Annotated in this window: 22 protein-coding genes and 2 pseudogenes; 13 read left to right on the plus strand and 11 right to left on the minus strand. The window is 70.0% G+C overall.

Annotation, left to right across the window (positions count from 1 at the left end):
- Window positions 1–11: 11 nt before the first annotated feature.
- Window positions 12–620: a hypothetical protein gene (locus ACH4F6_RS30635; protein WP_397963606.1), complete on the plus strand. Its 609-nt coding sequence runs from the start codon at window positions 12–14 to the stop codon at window positions 618–620.
- A gap of 229 nt (window positions 621–849) precedes the next feature.
- Here ACH4F6_RS30635 and ACH4F6_RS30640 read toward each other — a convergent pair whose 3' ends face one another.
- The gene (locus ACH4F6_RS30640; RefSeq protein ID WP_397963607.1) at window positions 850–1,065 is read right to left on the minus strand and encodes a hypothetical protein; all 216 of its coding nucleotides are present in this window, start codon (window positions 1,063–1,065) and stop codon (window positions 850–852) included.
- A 312-nt stretch (window positions 1,066–1,377) separates the two neighbouring features.
- Here ACH4F6_RS30640 and ACH4F6_RS30645 point away from each other — a divergent pair, with 312 nt between their 5' ends.
- Window positions 1,378–1,575, plus strand: a complete 198-nt coding sequence (locus ACH4F6_RS30645; protein ID WP_397963608.1) for a hypothetical protein — start codon at window positions 1,378–1,380, stop codon at window positions 1,573–1,575.
- 306 nt (window positions 1,576–1,881) lie between these two features.
- On the opposite strand, the gene ACH4F6_RS30650 is transcribed toward ACH4F6_RS30645, so the two are convergent.
- On the minus strand, window positions 1,882–2,118 hold the full coding sequence (locus ACH4F6_RS30650) for a hypothetical protein (protein ID WP_397963609.1): 237 nt from the start codon (window positions 2,116–2,118) through the stop codon (window positions 1,882–1,884).
- Window positions 2,119–2,403: 285 nt separating this feature from the next.
- On the opposite strand from ACH4F6_RS30650, the gene ACH4F6_RS30655 reads away from it, so the two are divergent.
- The 4 genes from ACH4F6_RS30655 (at window position 2,404) to ACH4F6_RS30670 (ending at window position 7,198) form a co-directional block, all read left to right on the plus strand.
- Window positions 2,404–2,805, plus strand: coding sequence for a YciI family protein (locus ACH4F6_RS30655; protein ID WP_397963610.1), 402 nt, complete (start codon window positions 2,404–2,406; stop codon window positions 2,803–2,805).
- 13 nt (window positions 2,806–2,818) lie between these two features.
- Complete coding sequence (locus tag ACH4F6_RS30660; RefSeq protein WP_397963611.1) at window positions 2,819–4,051, plus strand: RNA polymerase sigma factor; 1,233 nt, start codon at window positions 2,819–2,821, stop codon at window positions 4,049–4,051.
- A gap of 597 nt (window positions 4,052–4,648) precedes the next feature.
- Complete coding sequence (locus tag ACH4F6_RS30665) at window positions 4,649–6,133, plus strand: alpha/beta hydrolase (RefSeq protein ID WP_397963612.1); 1,485 nt, start codon at window positions 4,649–4,651, stop codon at window positions 6,131–6,133.
- Window positions 6,134–6,313: 180 nt separating this feature from the next.
- Window positions 6,314–7,198 carry a DUF1963 domain-containing protein gene (locus ACH4F6_RS30670; RefSeq protein WP_397963613.1) on the plus strand — a complete coding sequence of 295 codons (885 nt, stop codon included), beginning with the start codon at window positions 6,314–6,316 and terminating at the stop codon, window positions 7,196–7,198.
- Here the strand turns inward: ACH4F6_RS30670 and ACH4F6_RS30675 are convergent.
- Both ACH4F6_RS30675 and ACH4F6_RS30680 read right to left on the minus strand, forming a co-directional pair.
- The gene (locus ACH4F6_RS30675) at window positions 7,169–7,366 is read right to left on the minus strand and encodes a DUF397 domain-containing protein (protein WP_397963614.1); all 198 of its coding nucleotides are present in this window, start codon (window positions 7,364–7,366) and stop codon (window positions 7,169–7,171) included. The two genes, ACH4F6_RS30670 and ACH4F6_RS30675, sit on opposite strands and share 30 nt — an antisense overlap.
- Window positions 7,363–7,548 (minus strand): hypothetical protein, encoded by a 186-nt coding sequence (locus tag ACH4F6_RS30680; protein ID WP_397963615.1) that lies wholly within the window; start codon window positions 7,546–7,548, stop codon window positions 7,363–7,365. The genes ACH4F6_RS30675 and ACH4F6_RS30680 overlap by 4 nt, the downstream gene beginning before the upstream one ends.
- A gap of 294 nt (window positions 7,549–7,842) precedes the next feature.
- Here ACH4F6_RS30680 and ACH4F6_RS30685 point away from each other — a divergent pair, with 294 nt between their 5' ends.
- The 3 genes and pseudogenes from ACH4F6_RS30685 (at window position 7,843) to ACH4F6_RS30695 (ending at window position 9,296) form a co-directional block, all read left to right on the plus strand.
- Window positions 7,843–8,235: a beta/gamma crystallin domain-containing protein gene (locus ACH4F6_RS30685; protein ID WP_397963616.1), complete on the plus strand. Its 393-nt coding sequence runs from the start codon at window positions 7,843–7,845 to the stop codon at window positions 8,233–8,235.
- A gap of 241 nt (window positions 8,236–8,476) precedes the next feature.
- Window positions 8,477–8,747: pseudogene (locus ACH4F6_RS30690) on the plus strand (IS5/IS1182 family transposase); the annotation flags it as partial.
- A 165-nt stretch (window positions 8,748–8,912) separates the two neighbouring features.
- Window positions 8,913–9,296: a peptidase inhibitor family I36 protein gene (locus ACH4F6_RS30695; protein WP_397963617.1), complete on the plus strand. Its 384-nt coding sequence runs from the start codon at window positions 8,913–8,915 to the stop codon at window positions 9,294–9,296.
- Window positions 9,297–9,968: 672 nt separating this feature from the next.
- On the opposite strand, the gene ACH4F6_RS30700 is transcribed toward ACH4F6_RS30695, so the two are convergent.
- A complete protein-coding gene (locus ACH4F6_RS30700) occupies window positions 9,969–10,172 on the minus strand; it encodes a cold-shock protein (protein WP_397963618.1) in 204 nt (67 codons plus the stop codon).
- Between the two features lie 327 nt (window positions 10,173–10,499).
- Here ACH4F6_RS30700 and ACH4F6_RS30705 point away from each other — a divergent pair, with 327 nt between their 5' ends.
- Together ACH4F6_RS30705 and ACH4F6_RS30710 are read left to right on the plus strand one after the other, a co-directional pair.
- Window positions 10,500–10,688: a hypothetical protein gene (locus ACH4F6_RS30705; protein WP_397963619.1), complete on the plus strand. Its 189-nt coding sequence runs from the start codon at window positions 10,500–10,502 to the stop codon at window positions 10,686–10,688.
- A gap of 2 nt (window positions 10,689–10,690) precedes the next feature.
- Window positions 10,691–10,963, plus strand: a complete 273-nt coding sequence (locus tag ACH4F6_RS30710; protein ID WP_397963620.1) for a hypothetical protein — start codon at window positions 10,691–10,693, stop codon at window positions 10,961–10,963.
- A 191-nt stretch (window positions 10,964–11,154) separates the two neighbouring features.
- Here the strand turns inward: ACH4F6_RS30710 and ACH4F6_RS30715 are convergent, their stop codons facing one another.
- Window positions 11,155–11,925: a methyltransferase domain-containing protein gene (locus tag ACH4F6_RS30715; RefSeq protein WP_397963621.1), complete on the minus strand. Its 771-nt coding sequence runs from the start codon at window positions 11,923–11,925 to the stop codon at window positions 11,155–11,157.
- A gap of 7 nt (window positions 11,926–11,932) precedes the next feature.
- Here ACH4F6_RS30715 and ACH4F6_RS30720 point away from each other — a divergent pair, with 7 nt between their 5' ends.
- Window positions 11,933–12,415, plus strand: a complete 483-nt coding sequence (locus ACH4F6_RS30720) for a MerR family transcriptional regulator (protein ID WP_397963697.1) — start codon at window positions 11,933–11,935, stop codon at window positions 12,413–12,415.
- Between the two features lie 49 nt (window positions 12,416–12,464).
- Here ACH4F6_RS30720 and ACH4F6_RS30725 read toward each other — a convergent pair whose 3' ends face one another.
- The 3 genes from ACH4F6_RS30725 to ACH4F6_RS30735 all read right to left on the minus strand — a co-directional run bounded on the left by ACH4F6_RS30725 (window position 12,465) and on the right by ACH4F6_RS30735 (window position 13,595).
- Window positions 12,465–12,650: a hypothetical protein gene (locus tag ACH4F6_RS30725; RefSeq protein ID WP_397963622.1), complete on the minus strand. Its 186-nt coding sequence runs from the start codon at window positions 12,648–12,650 to the stop codon at window positions 12,465–12,467.
- 264 nt (window positions 12,651–12,914) lie between these two features.
- Window positions 12,915–13,325 carry a hypothetical protein gene (locus ACH4F6_RS30730; RefSeq protein ID WP_397963623.1) on the minus strand — a complete coding sequence of 137 codons (411 nt, stop codon included), beginning with the start codon at window positions 13,323–13,325 and terminating at the stop codon, window positions 12,915–12,917.
- Between the two features lie 129 nt (window positions 13,326–13,454).
- Window positions 13,455–13,595 (minus strand): hypothetical protein, encoded by a 141-nt coding sequence (locus ACH4F6_RS30735; RefSeq protein ID WP_397963624.1) that lies wholly within the window; start codon window positions 13,593–13,595, stop codon window positions 13,455–13,457.
- Window positions 13,596–14,132: 537 nt separating this feature from the next.
- Between ACH4F6_RS30735 and ACH4F6_RS30740 the strand changes: the two are divergent.
- A pseudogene (locus tag ACH4F6_RS30740) lies at window positions 14,133–14,285 on the plus strand (GNAT family N-acetyltransferase); the annotation flags it as partial.
- A gap of 559 nt (window positions 14,286–14,844) precedes the next feature.
- Here the strand turns inward: ACH4F6_RS30740 and ACH4F6_RS30745 are convergent.
- Window positions 14,845–15,708, minus strand: coding sequence for an oxaloacetate decarboxylase (locus tag ACH4F6_RS30745; protein ID WP_397963625.1), 864 nt, complete (start codon window positions 15,706–15,708; stop codon window positions 14,845–14,847).
- A gap of 1,321 nt (window positions 15,709–17,029) precedes the next feature.
- Entirely contained in the window at window positions 17,030–17,737 is a 708-nt protein-coding gene (locus ACH4F6_RS30750) for a PP2C family protein-serine/threonine phosphatase (protein WP_397963626.1), read from the minus strand.
- Window positions 17,738–17,887: the final 150 nt, after the last annotated feature.

Raw genomic sequence — 17,887 nt, forward strand, 5'->3', positions numbered from 1 at the left:
AAAGGGAAATCGTGAACACGGAGAAGATCACCGCTCGCCGCCTCTCACTGGAAGAGGTGACGAAGCTCGGCGTGAAGGACAGGCTCTTCGTTTCCGCCGACACGGCAGAACTCAAACTTCCCGACTGCTACGTCCCTGCTTTTCTGACCAAGTCCGGTGAGAATTTCGAGGGCGGCTCGATCACCGCGAGAACCGTATTCCAGGAAGAGGTCTCCTGCCTTCCCGACGACGAGAATGAAGCCGGAATCTACTTGGCCGACGAGAACGGCTCGGTGACCATCGAGGTCCTCCAGTCCGCCGGTGTCGTGCTGGACCTGGCGCTTTTCGTCCCTGGTGGGGACAAGGGGGCCCTCACGGCCCTCTACGCTGCGGCCCGGCAGGCGTTCGGCGCCGACATCGTGCAGATCTGGCGCCAGGGCCTCAAGGAGGTTCCCGACGTGAAGGTCGACATCTTCGAGGAGCAGATTCCCCGGGGGCGCAAGGGGAGCGACAGCCCCAAGCGTGACCGTCGTGCGATCGACACCTACCCCACCCGTGCGGACTTCATCGAGTTCTCCGCCGGGTGGAAGCCGGTCGTGGAGATTCACAAGCCGATTGTTGACGACACCCCGACCATCTGAGGCGGCGTTACCTCTCGTCTCGGCCTGAGAGAACGCCGAGAACGCATGCGCCGGACCCGGTCGACCCCTGAGCGGCCCAGGGAGCCGTCGGAAAACAACTCACGGACGCCGAAGCGCCGTTCCACTCGATGATCTCGCGAGACAGCCCGCCTGACCAAGATCAAAGCGTGAAGTCGTTCTGCGACAGCCCTCAGGGTTTCGGCGTAGTCAAGTGACGTCCACTTCGCGCTCAGGCGAGGTCGAGGAGCGTGAGGGGACGGCGGGCGTCACGCGCATCGTGGCGACGGCCGGAGGCGATGTCTTCGCGCCGTTCAGTCGCGGGGCGCCGGCCGCGAGGTCGTGCCAGGTCGCCGTAGCGCGGGGCGCGCTGTCGGTCCGCCACCGCGCACGCGGTCAGGTCGAGGACGACGACCAGCGCGTGCCGCGCTCCTCGCAGCCGGATCATCTGCTATCAGCCCGAACGCCCAGCCCAGCCGCTCATCCCCTGCACGAGCGTCGTCCGCATCTGCACCTGTCTCTTCAGCCACGCAGGGGATCATCCCCGGCACCGTCGGCCGGCTCCGCCCGACGGTGCCTGGAGACGCAGGCCACCGAGGCGCAATGGGCATGAGGCAGGAACCGTCCGCTCGCGCTCCCTTCACCGCGAGTGGTCACGAAACGGACGCCCGCCGACCACGCCGAAGCCCTGGCCCTGCCACCCACCGCTTCCAAAAAGCGTGCCGCACCGGTCACTTCCGCCCCTACACCGTCCCCCGACGTGACCGGCTGCGAGCTGGGCGGAGCGGTGAAGAACGTCATCGCCCCCGTAGCCGCCGGCATCGGCATGCACGCCGCCTTCACCTGCCTCAAGCCCCGCCGGCTCCTCACCTTCTCCGGCCTCGCCCTCGGCACCTACGTCGCCTTCGCTGACTTGCCCCCCGTGCCCTTCGGCCCGCCTTCACCGTCTACGAGATGAGGCGCCGCGGCCGCGACACCGCCGAACTCACCTCCCTCGCAGGCCACCTCACTGCTCACGGCCTGGTCCTGGAGATGCTCGCCGGCCCCCTGCCCCACATCTACGACCCCACCGGGTCGGCCTCGGTCGCCCCGGAGAGCGACCGCCAGCAGCGTGCGGACCACGGCCGTGACGGAAGTGACGGAAGTGACGGAGAGTGTGCTCGGCCCGTAGGCGTGCCCGGTGGCCCAGCGAGCACGCCCCGGCCGGCCGTTGCCGATTCCGGTGAGTGGACGGCCGGCCGGGCACGCTGATCGCCGGAGTTCCTCAGCCGACTGAGGACCGCTCCTCTGGTCTGGGCCTTCTTGGCTGATCAGCCCAGTTCTTCGGGGCAGCGGCTCGGTGGTGCGCGGCCGGGTAGACCAGGGTGTCCATGACCTCGTGCCGGTGGCGGGCGACGGCGGCGGCCGGCGCGCCGTAGTCAGTGACGTCGGGGTCGCCGGGCACGAGGTTCTGCGCGACATCAAGCAGCCATCGCTCGTCGACGAGCACGACGGGCGGCATCAGGCGGCGTGGCTGCTGGGGCCGGTCCCGATTCGTGCCCCTGTGGCGTCCCGGCCCGTGCAAGAACCCCGGGTGCCAGGCGTACGAGGCGGAAGAGGCCGAGTCCGGGCCCGTCCTCACGACGGAGAGCGGACCGGCGGTCGACAGGGCCGAGCAGCGGGACTCCTGACGCTCTTCCCGCGAGCCTGAAAAAACTTCCGCGAGCGTGTAGAAAAGCGCGGGCCGGCTCCGACGTCCCGTGTGAGAGCCTCCCACCACGGGCGGCCGAGCCGAAGGAGCGGACTCATGAAGTACCTGGTGATGGTGCAGGGCACGCAGGCGGACTACGAGGCCCAGGCGGGCAAGCCCGCCGCCGGTCTCCCGGCCTGGAGCGACAAGGACGTGCAGGCGATGTTCCAGCACATGGGGGCGATCAACAACGACCTCGCCGAGACAGGCGAGTTCATCGATGCCCAGGGGCTGGCCGAGCCTGCCAGGACCCGCCTCGTCAGCGCCGGCGCGGACGGCAGGCCCGTGATCACCGACGGCCCGTACGGCGAGACCAAGGAAGTGATCGCCGGTTACTGGCTCCTGGAGTGCGAGAGCCTGGAGCGGGTCACGGAGATCGCCGCGCGGGTCACTCAGTGCCCCGTTCCCGAGGGCGCGAACACGTACCCCGTCGTCATCCGGCCGCTCGGCGAAGTGTGAGCAGGGGAGACGTTTGAGACGTACGAGCGAAATCGAGGACCTGCTGCGCCTGCACGCGCCGCAGGTCCTCGGCGCGCTCGTACGCCGGTACGGGCACTTCGACGCCGCCGAGGACGCCGTACAGGAGGCGCTGCTGGCAGCGGCCGGGCAGTGGCCCGAGTCGGGGATTCCGGACAATCCGCGGGGCTGGCTGATCAGGGTCGCCTCGCGGCGGCTCACGGACGCGCTGCGCAGTGATCAGGCGCGGCGGCTGCGTGAGGAGAAGGCGGCGGCGCTCACACCGCGCGACGCCTTCACCATGCCGCCGCCCGGGCCCGATCGTGCGCCCTCCGAGGACGACACGCTGACCCTGCTCTTCCTCTGCTGCCACCCGGATCTGCCCCCGCCCGCCCAGATCGCGCTGACGCTGCGGGCCGTCGGCGGTCTGACGACGGCCGAGATCGCCCGCGCGCATCTGGTGCCGGAGGCGAGGATGGCCCAGCGGATCAGCCGGGCCAAGCAGCGGGTGAAGGGCACGCGTTTCGGCCGCCCCGATCACTGGGAGGAGCGGCTGCCCGCCGTCCTCCACACGCTCTACCTGATCTTCAACGAGGGCTACACGGCCACCTCCGGAGCCTCCCTCCAGCGGGCCGAACTCGCGGGCGAGGCCATCCGGCTGGCCCGTACGGTGCACCGCCTGCTGCCCGGCGACCGTGAGGTCGCCGGCCTGCTCGCCCTGATGCTCCTCACCGACGCCCGCCGCGCCGCGCGGGCCGGGGCGGGCGGCGAACTGATCCCCCTCGACGAGCAGGACCGCGGGCTGTGGGACAAGGCGGCGATCGAGGAGGGCGTGGCCCTGGTGACCTGGGCTCTGTCCCAACGTCGCCCCGGCCCGTACCAGTTGAGGGCCGCGATCGCCGCCGTCCACGACGAGGCGGACTCGCCCGACAGCACCGACTGGCCCGAGATCCTCGGCCTCTACGACGTCCTCGTCCACCTTGTCCCCAGCCCTGTCGAACGCCTCAACCGTGCCGTGGCCATCGCCATGGTCCACGGACCGAAGGCCGGTCTGACCGAACTTGACGAGCTCGCACCGGAGTTGACCACAGGCCACCGCCTGGACTCGGTCCGCGCGCACCTCCTGGAACGCGCCGGCGACCCCGAGGCCGCCCGAGCCGCCTACGAGTCAGCCGCCGCCAAGACCCTGAGCCTCCCCGAACAGCGCTACCTCCGGGCCCGTGCGGCCCGCCTCGGCGACATCACTTGACGTGTCGCTCATGCCCGAGCCGACGCACATCACCGAACGCTCTCTCCGGGACGTGGCCCGCGAGAGCGGCACGTACGAGATGTCGACGCGTGGCCGCGCTCCCCAGGAGCAGGGCTTCGTCCACTGCTCCACCCGCGCCCGGCTCCCGCGCCTGGCGGCCTTCCTGTACGGCTCGTACGAGGGCCCCAGCAGACCACCAACTGCGGACCGGCAGATTCCGCCCGCGCCCACACCATCAGGCGACGCAAGAGCCACTCAAAAGCTGACGAACCTCCCTCTCGACACCGGGTTCGTCACCGTGCGAGGGGCCGAGCACCCGCGGACCGCTACCGCTCCCGCCACGGCGATTGCGGGACACCTCTTGGAGCGCGTATCGAGTCGTGATCATCGGGTGGTCCGGATGAAGACTGTGATCCAGGTCATCGAGGTGCGCAGGAGCAGGCCGGCGAGGTCCGATCGCCCCTGACCGGTCCCCGCCCCGACCCGGAAAAGCCCCTGACACGGGCACCACACGGGCGACAGTGGACCTACCGTGACGACGGTGCCCCGGCCGGGTCCGCACGCCTGACACCACCACTGTCTTCACGAGGAGGATCCATGCCGTCAAGGGGCAGATCCGCACTGCGGCGCGTCGCCGCGCGGGGCACGGCCATGGGTGTGGGAGCCGCCATGGCCGTCATCACCGGCGCAGCCGCCGCTCCTGCGCTCCACGCGTCGCCGCCTGCCACAGGGGCCCTGCGGTGGACACCGTGTGACGACCCGGAGAAGCCGGGAGCCGAGTGCGCCACTCTTTCGGTGCCGGTCGACTGGGCCCACCCGGACGGGCCGAGACTCGACCTGGCCGTGGCCCGCCGCAAGGCCGCCGACCCCGGCGCACGCGTCGGCTCGATGGTGTTCGGCCCCGGCGGGCCGGGCGACTCGGGCGTGGAGATGGTGGTGGGCCGTATCGGCCGGTTCAGCCCCGAGGTCCGCCGCAGGTTCGACATCGTCAGCTTCGACCCGCGCGGCGTGGGCGGCAGCAACCCGGTGACCTGCTCCGGCGACCTGCTCGCCGAGCGGCCGTCACCGGAGCTCAAGAGCCAGGCGGGCTTCGACGCCACCATGAAGTACAACAGACGGCTCCGTGCCGACTGCCGGGCCCGTACCGGCCCGGTGTTCGACCACCTCGACACCGCCCAGACGGTCCGGGACGTGGACGCACTCCGGACCGCCCTCGGCGAGCGGAAGCTGACCTTCCACGGCAGCTCGTACGGCACGCTGCTCGGCGCACAGTACGCCGAGACCTACCCGCGCCGCGTGCGCGCGATGGTGCTGGAGAGCGTCATGGACCACAGCGTCCCGACCACCCGTGACTTCCTGCAGTCCGAGGCGGCCACGGCAGAGGATTCATTCCAGGAGTTCGTGAAGTGGTGCGACAGAGCCGCCGACTGCGCGCTGCACGGCCGCGACGTCCGCGCCGTCTGGCAGGGCCTGCTGGACCAGGCCGGACGCGGCGAGCTGGAGGACCCGGTGAAGCCGGGCACCCCGCTGTCGTCTTCGGACCTGGTCAACAAGATCGCGTTCCGGAAGTTCTACCAGGCCGACTACGCCGGCCTGGCCACGGCGATCGCGGGCATGGCCGCGAGCAGGCCGCTGCCCACCTCGCCCACCTCGATAGCGCCGCTGCATCCGGCCACCCCGGTCTTCTGCTCGGACTGGCACCTGCCGGTGCGCGACTACCGGGAGTACGCCTCCCTCGTCGCCATGATGAACACGACCGCGCCCGACCTGCCCTACCTGCTGCCGATCCACATGGCAGCGGCGTGTCTGGGCGCGCCGACCGCCAACCCGCAGCACCGCCTGGACGCACACGGCGCCCCTCCGATCCTGGTGTCCAACGCGCTGCACGACCCCGCCACCGGCTACCCGTGGGCGGTCTCGGTGGCCCGGCAGTTCGGACGCAGCGGTGTGCTCCTCACCTACGAGGGCCACGGTCACGGCAGCATCACCAGCGGCCCGTGTATGGAGGATGCCATGGACAGCTACCTCACCGACCTGGCAATCCCCCCACGGGGCACCAGCTGCCCCGCCATGCCGTTGTGACAGCTTGCCGATCCGGATCCGGAGGGCATGCGCGACCTCGCCTTGGAGCTGCGCGGCTTCCTGGAGGCGGATCCGCCGGGATGATCCGAGGCGACCGACCGCTCGCTCCACCACGTACAGCCCATGCCCACCAATCCCCCGACGCCACAGTCGGGTTGGAAAGGGTTTACCTTCTCGGGCATGGACCATCAGGGAGAGTTTCGTCGGGCAGCGCTTGAGTTGGGCATCCCGGGCGACGAGATCAGCAGATTCAGCCGGCACCTTCGTTTGTCGATCGGGTTGTCCGTGGGCGGTGGTTCTCCGGTCGGGCAGTTCGGTGGGGTGCCCCGGCTGCCGGTGGGCATGAAGTGGCCGTCCGCCGGGGACATTCCGTTGCCGTTGCTCCTGTCCGTCGATTGCGGGGCGCTGCCGAGAGTCGACGGCTTCGACCTGCCGGCGGACGGGACGCTGCTCTTCTTCGTGAACCAGGAGATGGACCATGAGGACAGTTCCGGGAAGTACGCGCGCGTCGTGTATGTACCGGACGGCACCGAAACCGCGGTCGCGGAAGCCCCCAGCTCCACGTGCGTCCGCGAGCAGTTCGACGTCAGCGCCGAGCTCAGGGCCGAACTGCCCCTTTGGCTCCAGGAGGGCGACGAGGACTGGCACGAGTTCTGGGAGGATCTCGATTGGGAGGACATGTCGCCCTTCCAGCAGCAGTTGGTCCGGTACATGGAGCGTGACCTGCCGCACCTGGACGAACTCCGGGCTCTGGCCCACGACCTCTGGCCGTCCGGCGCCGGCGTCGTCATCGGCGGGTATGCCGATGACGAGGTGATCAACAGCATTGCGGAGCAGACCCTCGCGGGACGCGAGAAGGCAGGCAAGGTCCCAGCCGTCCCGATCGCGGAATGGCATTCCCACCTGGAGAAGGAAAAGCACCGGCTGACCAGCGAATGGATATCGCTCGCCAGTGAAGCCCGGGTCTACGAGGAGTACTCCACGAGTTTTGTGATCCGCCACGACGACTTGGCCGCCGCTCGGGTGGACAAGGCGCTAGCCGTGACCACTTTCGAGGCCCCGTGACCGGGTTCGACGCACCTCTACCCCTGGGAGGGGGCCGGCGAAGGCTGTCCAGGCGTCCGCACCGATGTCCGCGACCGGATCGGTGGGGTTCTCGCTGTCGCGGACGGGAACGGTGGGGCAGGCGTCGCTCTGGGCTGCCTGGACACACTGAGCCTTTTCCAACCTCACTTCGAGCCGGCCAGAGGTAGGGCGAGGCCGGCCAAGAGCTCGACGGCCTGCCGGAACGGTGGTGACCCGACCACCGCGGACCGCACCTTCGCCCGGTCGATGATGCTCGCCGCCGGGCAGGTCACCGTCCCCCTCCCCCAGCAGTCCGAACCGACCACCATGACCGTGAGGCAGGCAGCCACTGAAGTCACCTTCCGCTCCAGGGTCATGTCACGACAAAGCCTGCCCCGCCCTCCGACCGGAGACCACGAAGTCGTACTGGAGTACCAAGCGCGCTTCACCGCGGCTACGCACAGAGGCAGGGAGCCTGTCCCCCATGGGAGCTACGCCCCGGTTGGCTCTGTGTGGTGACGACTGCGACCCGCACTCTCCGTAGCCTTCCACCTGGCCGCAGCGCTCGCGCCGGGCCGACGGCGAAGAGATCCGACAAGTTCACACGATCATTTCCACGCCTGTCCCAGAGAAGGGGAACAACCATGAAGCAGGTGGCCAAGAGGGTTCTCGTCGCAGCGGTGGCCGCTGCCGGCTTGACGTTCGCGACGCCGGCGACCCCCGCCTCCGCGGCCAACGAGACTCCTTGCGGAGACCCCACTCTCCCCCGGCGCACCGACCTCGCATGGGTGGAAACGAGCACCGGCAATCGCATGTGTTTCGCCAACGCCGGCAGCTTGAGGGTGTCCTTCAACGACGTCAGATATTTCCACTCGGGCGACAATATTGTTACGTTCAGTTACATCATCGAGGAGAACGAATACGCCACCGAGCGCACCTTGCGCAAATGGCAGGACTACACCATCGACTGGGGTCTGCACGCCCGCGTGTACAACGTGCGTATCTGCGGAGGTCCCGTGGAATGCCCGGTAAGTTGAGTCGGGGTTCGGTGAGAGGCACCTCGGCGATGCCGTTCACGGCGCAGTACAGCAATGCCCTGATCGTGGACAGCGAGGGTATCTCCTTTTCCGCCTCGAGCCCGGTGGCGGCGAACCAAGGACATTGAGCTTTTCCGTCTCCGCCAGAGACTTCGTGCGCTTGTCCACCCGTGCGGCGTCGACGTGTCCAGCCCTGCCCTGCGCCTCCTGTCGGACAAGCTCCGCCGATACCGCCGGGAGCACCGACCGGGGCTACGGCTGCGACAAGTACCGCCGCCTTCGCCGGGCCCGGGAACATCAGCGCGAAGATCGCCCGAAGAGGCACCGCTCACGGCTCCGGCCCGGGCAAGACCCGCTGGGTCGTCGAGCGCGCCTTCGCCGGGATCCACCGGTTCCAACGGCTACAGACCCGCTACGAAACACGTGACGGCCTCCACCTCGGCCTGCTCCGACCCGCTTGCGGCATCATCCGCCTGCGACGACTTCGAACGTCATGCAGAAATGATCGGTAGGCCGCGAGAACGTCACGGCCACCCCTTGCGGAGACCACGACCGACGTCATCTCTGCGAACCACGTGCGCGCGGCAACCGTTTTACGACCGGAAGCCCTCGAGAAGCACCATCTGGACGCGACGACCATGACCGCGCTTCCACCGGCACCAACAGAAAGGACACTTGTGAAACTGACAGTCAAAACCGCGGTAGTAGGAGCAGTCCTCGCCTCCACCGCCGTACTGGCGGCTCCGGGAACCGCAGCGGCTGATGACCCCAAGGACGGGGGCGTGACCCGCTGTTCAGAAGGCAAAGTCTGCCTCTTTGACGGCCACGACAATACCGGGGACGTCCTGCAGCTCGATCCGGTGGACATTCCCAACATCGGTTGGGCGTGGAACGACCGGGCCAGCTCGGTGTGGAACCGCAGCGACAAGTTCGCCTGTATCTGGACCGATGCCGACTACTACGGCTACTGGTTCACCATCCCGCCGGGCGCGAAGCAGGAACTTCTGTTCGCCTACGACAACGCGGTGACCGCCCTCGGGTTCGGTGGCTGCGGGGGCTGAGCCGGCTGGTCGACCGCATCCCGCCGTCCGCCCGCGCTTCGAGGGGGGTGGCGGGATGCGGCCGGATGGCGTCCCGCGTGGGACACCGTTGGCGGATGAACCGCTCCGGGTCTGCTCGATGGGTGTGAGCCTGCCGAGCGCAGTGGGTCGAGCGGGAGGGAGCGGACCGGCCGGTACCGCGGAAGGCGGTCGAGGTTCTGCCCGACGGGACCGAAACGAAGCTCGGCGTATGGGGATCGAAGACCCGCGCCAGGCGCGACAGGCTCAGTGGGTGGTGAGCCGGGCGTGGGTCATGGAGTACACCAGGGCGGCACCTGCTCCGGGCGCTGGGCGAGGTCGCGGAAGGCCTCGACCTGGAGGAGCCGGAATCCTCCGCTCCTGCGGACAAGACCGCTACGCCCGTGGACGGAAAGCCAGGGCCGTAACCGGCATCCTGAATTCGAGACCGCGCGCCACCAGACACAGGGTCCGCCCGGCGAAGCACGATGGTTCCTGGGCGGATCCCCTCGCTCGCGCTGCCTTGCCACCGGCCCGGGCCGAACACGACACGAGGTCGAGGCCAGGTCACCGGGACCCGTGTTGCCGGGCCGGAAGGGCGGACAGCGTCGTCCCCGCCCCGCCATCAGGGCCCCGAGCAGAGGCGCTCCGGACCCTGATGGCGTTCTGAGGCCTTTAGGCGGGGGTGATGTTCTCCGCCTGCGGGCCCTTCTGGCCCTGGGTGATGTCGAAGGTGACCGCCTGGCCTTCCTGCAGTTCGCGGTAGCCGGAGGCGTTGATGTTGGAGTAGTGCGCGAAGACGTCCGGTCCGCCGCCGTCCTGGGCGATGAAGCCGAAGCCCTTCTCGGCGTTGAACCACTTGACGGTTCCGCTGGCCATGCTGGTGCCTCTCGGTCGCTGTCAGGGACCGCACCGCGCGGCCCCTGGGGGTGATCGTCCTGGTCCGGCACCGCACAGCGAAACGCCCGCGCGAAAAGGCGCGGGCGGGTACGTCGAACCACGACATCCGCCAGCGACGCTACACGCCGAAAGCGGACCGCACCACCGAGTCACAGCCACGATTGCAGCCGAAAGTTGATGTTCAGCCCTCTTCGCACGGGACGAGACGCAGACGAGGGCCGGATCCTTGCCGGGTGCGGGGGGCCAAGTACCAGGACGCGGCCGGCCGGCCTGTCCGCGACGGACGCAGCGCTCCGACAGCGGCCCGTGATCGAGCGCAACGTCACGGCCGTCGCTCGGCAGCCCGGCGTGCAGGCCCGCACCGCCTGGAACTACTTCGATCCGGAGGCCTTCGCCCAGGGCCCCGCCGGGAAGGTGGCATCCGCCGAGCCGGGCGGGGAACTGCGGCAGGGCGAGCCCCGTTCCCTCCCTACGGCGATCCCGAGCCGGCGCTGATCATGCATGACGCTCTGGACAGTCCCACCGGGACAGGTGACCTGTTCACGGCCCTGCTCCGGGTCGTGCTGAACTCCTGGATGGCCGGGCACCTCCACGGCGAGGACGGGTGTGACAGCTGCGCACGCGGCACCGGCACCCCTGGCGGTCACGACTGGGAGGCCCGCATGCGGTCGATCACGACCGCCTCACCCGGCATCGAGCGCCGGCTCACCCCCGACGTGTGGAACGACGCGTTCAGACAGACCGGCTACGCCCTCCAGCCAAGGCGATAAGAGCTGCCAGGTCGTGCAGGGGTACGCCGGGCCTGCCGTGCTCGAGCGCGCGATCTCGTTCCTCGCCCGCTCCTCTCCAGCGCGCGGGCGAACGCCGCCCCCGTCGTCCGTCCTGCCCAGGTGTGGTGTCTCGGGACGTCGGCTCCACGAAGTTCTCGAACGGCTTCGGATGCAGGGGGTCGGACAGCAGCTCAGGCGGAAGCGGAGGCCACGAAAAACGGAATGGCGATGAGGAAGAGGCCTGCCTCGGCGCGTCGGCGCTGCTCGGCGAGCCACTCGTCCGCTTGGTCACGGCTGACGGCGCCGCCGGCGCAGGCCGGCTCGGCGAGCCTCGCGAGCAGCGACAGCATCGCGGGGTCGGTGAACACGCTGGTGTGCACCTCGACCGTGACATCGTCGAAGCCGCCGGCCAGGAGCAGGCTGCGGTACTGACGGCCGGCGCGGGGCGTGCCCAGGAGGTCGGCGCGGGCGTGCACGATCGTGCGGGTGGGTGTCGCGTCATCCGAGTCGATCATGATGGCGTCCCAGTCCTGACCGACCAGGACGATCCTGCCGCCCGGGCAGAGGACCCGTCGCGCCTCCGCCACCGCGCGCCCTGGCTCCTGAAGCAGGTGGAAGACCTTGTCGGCGCGGTAGCCGCGCACGCTTCCGTCGGCGAACGGCAGATCATCCGCCCCCGCCTCCCGGAACTCGGCCTGCGGCCACCGTTCCCGGGCCGCCGACAGCATCCGCGGGTCGGGATCCACGCCCACCGCGTGGACGCCGCGTTCGGCCAGCTCGGCGACGGCTCGCCCGGCGCCGCAGCCGACGTCCACGACGGTCGAGCCGGGGACGAGAGAAAGCAGTTCGTAGGAGCGGGTTCGCAGCCGAGTGGCGCTCGGCATCTGGTCCGCGGAGTCGAGGACGGCCAGCAGGGTTTCGGTGTCGCGGTGTCCTTCCACCGCTTCCTGATTCTTGGACATGGACGTCATGCTGCGACTTGATGTCGGCATGAAGTCAAGCGAAGACGGCGGTGCCGGCACCTTGAGCATCGGCGCCCTCGCGGCACGGTTCGGCCTGGCCACGCACGTGCTGCGACATGGGGAGGCAATGGCTCTGCTGCGCCCCGGACGGGACGCCGGCGGGCGCCGCCGCTATGGTGCGGACGACCTCACCCGCGTGGCGACGATCCTCGTCATGAAGGAGGCCGGCCTTGGCCTGAACACCATCAGAAGCCTGTCCGCAACCGTCGACCGCGCCACCCGGCACGAGATCCTGCGTCCCTCGGCAGAAAAGCTCCGGTCGACAATCGCGGCGGCCCAGGCCTCGTTGGAGCTCATCGAGGGCGGCCTGAACTGCGAGTATGAGGACGTCACCCGGTGCCCGAACTACCGGCGGCTCATCGCCGAGCGGGTCGGCCCCCGAAGTCCGGCCGGAGAGCCGGTGATCGACGCCGTGGCACCAACCTCATGAGACGGCACACCCAGGTCACGGAACGGCCGGTTCCCCGGGACCTGAGTCCTTACAGGGCGGTGGGAGGCACCTTCGGGGCGAAGACGCTCTGCGGCGCGCTCGGCTGAGGGGTGGACGCCTGGCGCAGTACCTGGGCCAGGTCGCGGTGGATCCGGTCGGCTTCCCCACGGACCTGGACGGGGATGTCGCCGCGTTCGGCGACGAGGCGGTCGTAGACGGGGGTCTGCTGGAACACGGCGGGGCGGTTTCCCTTCAGCGGGCGGTTCGCGGACTGGCGCAGCATACGCGCCCGGGTCACGCCCTGGTGGAGGCGGGCGTTCAGGTCAGGAGGGCGGGGACGGCGGCCTCGGTCGTCCAGTCGCCGTCGGGGAGCCGGGCGGCGCGGTGTCGGGTACGGGCTGTCGCTCTGTGTCGGCCGACGGCCCGCTTCGTCCAGTCTCCGTCAGGCACACGGCACAGGCCCGGCTCGTTCCACGTGAAACCGGACCTATCACTATTATCAGGGCGCAAGAAAGCGGGCGTTGTCCGGCAGTTGCTCGCGGAACCGGTCCGGGATCGAGCCCATCAGCCACAGCCAGGGCGCGCTCCGCACGATCTCGTCCTCGAGCAGGAGGTACGGGCGGTCGACACGGCTGGTGTACCCGGTCTCGGGCGGACGCCCCTGCTCCTGGGTCCACGTCATGTAGTGCCGCCCGTCGACCCGCAGCACGCGCCGGCCGTCGGGGTCCTGGTCGCCGAGCACCCGGTAGCCCACGCACGTCAGCCAGAAGTCGCACGAGCGGCACACCCGCCACCGCGCCATCCGTTCCCCCACGCCGCCGATCTCCGCCGCCGTCCCCCTGCCCGGGCACAGCTTGCAGTCGAACAGCTCGTACCGCACGTGCGGGGATGTGCCTGCCCACCGAACCACGGCTCGCCTTTCCTCACGTCCCGGCCGTCAGCACCCGCGCGGGGACGGCCGGCCCGGCGTGGGCGCCGTGACCGGCTCGATCGCCCTAACCGGCGTCGTCCACTCGATGCCACCGCCCGCGGGGACCAGTCAGGCTACCGGCTTGGGTGCGTCGCCGTCCGGGGCGACGGCCCGCAGCACACCGGTCCGCCCGGACACCGTGTCGCGGACCAGACGGTCGATGAGCCGGCGCTTTTCGTGCAGCACGTCCGGCCACGGCCTGGTCGTCACCTGAAAGCGGGTGACGGCCACCCCCTCCGCAGCCGCCGTCCAGGCATACGAAAACCCCGTCTCCGACATGATGGAGACGGGGTTCGTGTGGAGCGCCGGGCAGGCCTTGCACCTGCATCTCCCCGCAGGAAGCGGGACGTCTTTCCTTGGACCACCAACGCGTGAACGGGCGACCGGAGTCCCGGCGACCAGCTCAAGATCAAGTATAGCGTGTCCGTTCACGCGGGCCCCGCACCGGCCGGGCCCGGCTCTTCGACGGCGCTGAGGATGAGGGGCGGTCCCTGCCCGGGGCGCGAAGGTGCGGGCTCCCAGGCCCTGCTGTCCTGTCAGCGCAAGGCACTACGAGGCCAGAGCCTCACCCGCGGCACCGCTCGCCCGGTGCGCCGGCCGGACGGCAGCCACTGCCGATGCCTCACGCATTGCGGCGGAAGACGCCGACGGGGCCGATCGCGTCCGGAGCCCGCCGGCCGCGGACGGCAGGGCAGGGACTGAGGAGTTTCCGCGTTCACTGTCAGCCGGCCGGAGCGGCGCCGGTTCGGCACCCTGACACTGGTACTGCCGCCCCTGCCGTCCGGCTTGCGGGCCCGCGTCGAAGACGTGGTCGTCGACAGCGCGGCGCGTGGTCAGGGAGTCGCGGGCCTGCTCACCCAGGAAGCCCTGCGGCTCGCTCGGGAAGCGGGTGCCCGGTCTCGGGGGAGGTGACGCCGTGGCTGGCGCGGCGTATGGCCTCGTGCAGCGCGCCGCCCTCCGGCGATTCTGGGAGCGGGACGCGGGCCGGAGTCTGGAAGGACTGGATCGTCCACGCCACGAGGCGGCGCCATGCGCCGGCGCCAAGGCCCACCGACGCACCGCAACCCCTGTCGGCCGGGGCCGCGCGGTTGCCGGATACGACCGCGATGGACGGGGTCATGCGATCTGTGAGGGTGTCTCGCCCGCTCGGTGTCCATCCGCTGTGCCGTATCGCGGGCGGTGCTTCGGACGGTCATGCCGTTGGGACGTCGAGGCACGGGCGGCCGGCGGCGGGGAAAGTCGCTCGACGGCGGCGACGACGGGACGGCGGGCGTCCAGCGTGGGTTTGAAGCGTTCCGGGATCGGTGGAGGCTCTATGGCGTTGGCTCCGGCCGCCGGTTGGGGCTGGTGTTTCCCTGGCCGGTTTCGGGACTGCCGTCCGCGGCCGCCGGAGCGGCCGCGGTGCTCAGCAGAGCTGCCGTCAGGACGATCGCCTCACTCAGCCAGGGCGCAGCTGTGCTCATACGCCCGCGTCCGCCCGCTCGAGCCGTCGGTGGACCATGTTGAGTTCCAGCAGGCTGGTTGCGGCCTTCACGCCGATGCCGTTGTCCGCGTCCACGACGGGCAGCCGGCCGTCGTCCTGCCTGAGTTCGGCGAGGGCGTTGTTCATCGCCTCGTGTGCGGCGAAGAGGCACGGGGTGCTGTAGATCGCGACGTTCACGCCGAGTTCGGACAGCTCGGGCAGGGACAGGCGGGGGGACTTGCCGCCGGCGATCTGGTTGAACAGCAGTGGTTTGTCACCGACCACGTCGCGCACCCGGCGGATCCACTCGACGCTGCGGATGCCGTCGACCAGGACCACGTCGGCATCGGTGGCTGCGAGGGCCTTGGCCCGGTTGAGGATGTCGACCTCGTCGGTGGCGTCGGTCCGGGCCACCACGACCAGGTCCTGCCGGGTCGCCAGGACCTGCTCCAGCTTGGTGAGGTACTCGTCGAGAGGGAGCACCTGCTTGCCGTCGGCGTGCCCGCACCGGCGGGGCCGCTTCTGGTCCTCCAGGATCACGCCGGAGGCGCCGATGCGCTCGAGCTGTTCCACCACGTGGCAGGCGACTTCGGGGTCGACGTAGCCGTCGTCGATGTCCACCAGCAGGTGGTGGGTGGGGAACGCGCCCCGCAGCCGCTGGACGAAGGCCACCATGTCCGGCCAGGCGATGAAGCCGATGTCCGGGAGGCCGTAGTACGAGGCCGCGAAGCCGAACCCGGAGACGAACATCCCGTCGTAGTGCTTGGCCGCGATGGACGCCGAGTACATGTCGTGCACACCGATCAGCGGGGTCGTTTCCGGTCCGGTAATCCGCGCGCGCAGCTTCTTTCCATACGACAAGGCATGACTCCTCAGGTGGGGGTGAGACGCGCGGCGCCATTCGGCCACCGAGCATCGGGCCGGCCGGCGCGCCACAACGACCAGCTGGGTGCGGACGAGCCGCGACACGTCGCTCTTTGCCAAGACGAAATAATCTCCACGACGACACAGAACGCCACCCTCGCGGACTCTTTACTCACCCCGTCGGCTCAACACATTCACCGCGGAAACGTTACTGAGCCGCCCCGCGGCGATCTGGCCCGCGAGGGCATCGCTGCCTGGAGCAGTCGTGCGACACGAACGCCGGTCCGGCTCGTCATCGAGCCGGACCGGGTACGGCTTTGGGCACAGCAGTGCGCGCAAGCGCGCCGCCTGCGACCACCGCCGGCCGGAGCGCCCGTCGTCGTGGCAGGACGTACGCCGGGGCGCGACACGCTCAGGTGGATGCTCCCGAAGCGCTCGCCCCGCCCTCCTGGGCGCCGCCGCTGAAGCAGAAGACGTCGGCGCGTAGCCGCACAGGTGCACGGTCTACGGAATGTGTACGCACTATGTACGCGCGATGTGGTGAGCGGCGCTGCACGGTCAGCGAGGGAGAGCCCCGCTGTGCAGGAGAGCGCCTCAAGGTCGGCACTCGGTACTGGTCGCTGCCTCTCAGGGAACTGCGCACGGCGCGGGCATCGCGGCGCGTATGCGTGGGCGATGGCAGCGGTGTACCGGGCTGGGGGCTCACGCGGCGCGCTGCGCAACACGCGTCTGGAGCCGGATGAAGGGGATTGCGTTCCCCATGCACAGCAGCGGGCGCCGTGCCGACTTTCCGAGGGCCTCTCATGTGGTGGTGCAGTTGGCTCCCGGGACGCTGCTGATGTCGTCTCCGAGGCCGGCTTTCGTGCAGTGGTATACCGGTTGCCGCGTGTCCGGTCGGCAGAGGAGAACAGGCTCGCCGGGGCTTCCGGTACACCAGGTGCAGTGGAAGCCGACGGTGCGGCCGTACTGGACGGGCGTGCAGGTGGCGCAGGTCCGGTCCGTCGGAGCAGCGGCGGCCGGGGCGGTGCCGGTGGCGAGAACGGTCGCGGTGGTGAGGAGCGTGGGGGTCGCGGCGATCGCTGTACGTGCCAGGGGGCGCACGGTGTCTTCTTCTCGGTGTGCGGAGGGGCCGGGACTTGTGGTGCCCGGCTCCTCCAGGGCCGCTGCCGCCGTCCGGGAAGGGGGCGCGTCGGCGGCAGCGGGCTGAGGCGTGAAGTCCTCCAGCCCGGCGCCGGAGCAGTAACAGCTGCCGGGCGCCATGTCCCGGGGCGACCTCGCGTCAATCAGGTGAGCCAGGCCGGTGCCGGGCGGCGCTTGATCAGTGGTCGGCGGTCAGGACGAGGGCGGCCTGGTCGTCGTCGACGCCCCTGGCACCGGTGTAGGCGTGCACGGCCTGGGTGAGGGCGTCGATGATCCCTTCGGGGCTGGTACGGCGCCGGTCGGTGAGGGCTTGGAGGAGGCGTTCCTCGCCGAACTGCTCCCCGTCCTGGTCGCGGGCCTCGGCGAAGCCGTCGGTGTAGAGCACCAAGCTCTCGGCCGGGCGGAGGCGGAGTCGGCGTGCGTCGAGGGAAGGGTGGGCTGTGATGCCGAGCAGTGAACCTTCGCACTCGATGGGGCGGGGGATGCCGCCCTTGTCGATGTGCAGGGGGAGGGTGTGGCCGGCGCGGACAAAGGTGATGTCAAGGCCGCCGCCGGGGGCGGGAGCGAGGTGGCCGTGGACGAGGGTCACGAAACCGGTGCCGTGGCTGAGCGGCCGGTCGAGGAGGGCCTTGTTGACCGCACGGACGACGGCGTCCGGCCCGGGCAGCAGTGCTGCGACGGCGCGGGCGGTGTGGCGGACGAGGGCGGTGGTGGTGGCTGCGGTCGCGCCGCGTCCGCAGACGTCGCCGAGCATGAACGCCCAGGTGTCGTCGCCGAGGGGGAAGACGTCGTAGAAGTCGCCGCCGATCTCCAGCCCTTCGCCGGCGGGGTGGTAGTACGTGGCGACCCGCGCGCCGGGCAGGGCGGGGACTTCGGGCAGGAGCACGGTTCCCGCGGCTTTTGCGCCCCGCCTGCGTAACCGCGGCATCGCGCACGTCGTCCCCGAGAAGACCGACCGGCGACGGCACCGACACACCCGAGACCGCCGCGGCGGCAGGCCACCAGGGCCCGACCGGGAGACCTACCGCCGACGCAA

The sequence above is a fragment of the Streptomyces sp. NPDC017936 genome (assembly GCF_044328485.1).
Taxonomy (GTDB): Bacteria; Actinomycetota; Actinomycetes; order Streptomycetales; family Streptomycetaceae; genus Streptomyces.

Coding starts and splice junctions, on each gene's coding strand:
- ACH4F6_RS30655 (WP_397963610.1), top strand. CDS start 2,404: ATGAAGTACCTGGTGATGGTGCAGGGCACGCAGGCGGACTACGAGGCC.
- ACH4F6_RS30640 (WP_397963607.1), bottom strand. CDS start 1,065: ATGATCCGGCTGCGAGGAGCGCGGCACGCGCTGGTCGTCGTCCTCGAC.
- ACH4F6_RS30650 (WP_397963609.1), bottom strand. CDS start 2,118: ATGCCGCCCGTCGTGCTCGTCGACGAGCGATGGCTGCTTGATGTCGCG.
- ACH4F6_RS30715 (WP_397963621.1), bottom strand. CDS start 11,925: ATGTCCAAGAATCAGGAAGCGGTGGAAGGACACCGCGACACCGAAACC.
- ACH4F6_RS30720 (WP_397963697.1), top strand. CDS start 11,933: ATGCTGCGACTTGATGTCGGCATGAAGTCAAGCGAAGACGGCGGTGCC.
- ACH4F6_RS30700 (WP_397963618.1), bottom strand. CDS start 10,172: ATGGCCAGCGGAACCGTCAAGTGGTTCAACGCCGAGAAGGGCTTCGGC.
- ACH4F6_RS30670 (WP_397963613.1), top strand. CDS start 6,314: ATGGACCATCAGGGAGAGTTTCGTCGGGCAGCGCTTGAGTTGGGCATC.
- ACH4F6_RS30665 (WP_397963612.1), top strand. CDS start 4,649: ATGCCGTCAAGGGGCAGATCCGCACTGCGGCGCGTCGCCGCGCGGGGC.
- ACH4F6_RS30710 (WP_397963620.1), top strand. CDS start 10,691: ATGCATGACGCTCTGGACAGTCCCACCGGGACAGGTGACCTGTTCACG.
- ACH4F6_RS30685 (WP_397963616.1), top strand. CDS start 7,843: ATGAAGCAGGTGGCCAAGAGGGTTCTCGTCGCAGCGGTGGCCGCTGCC.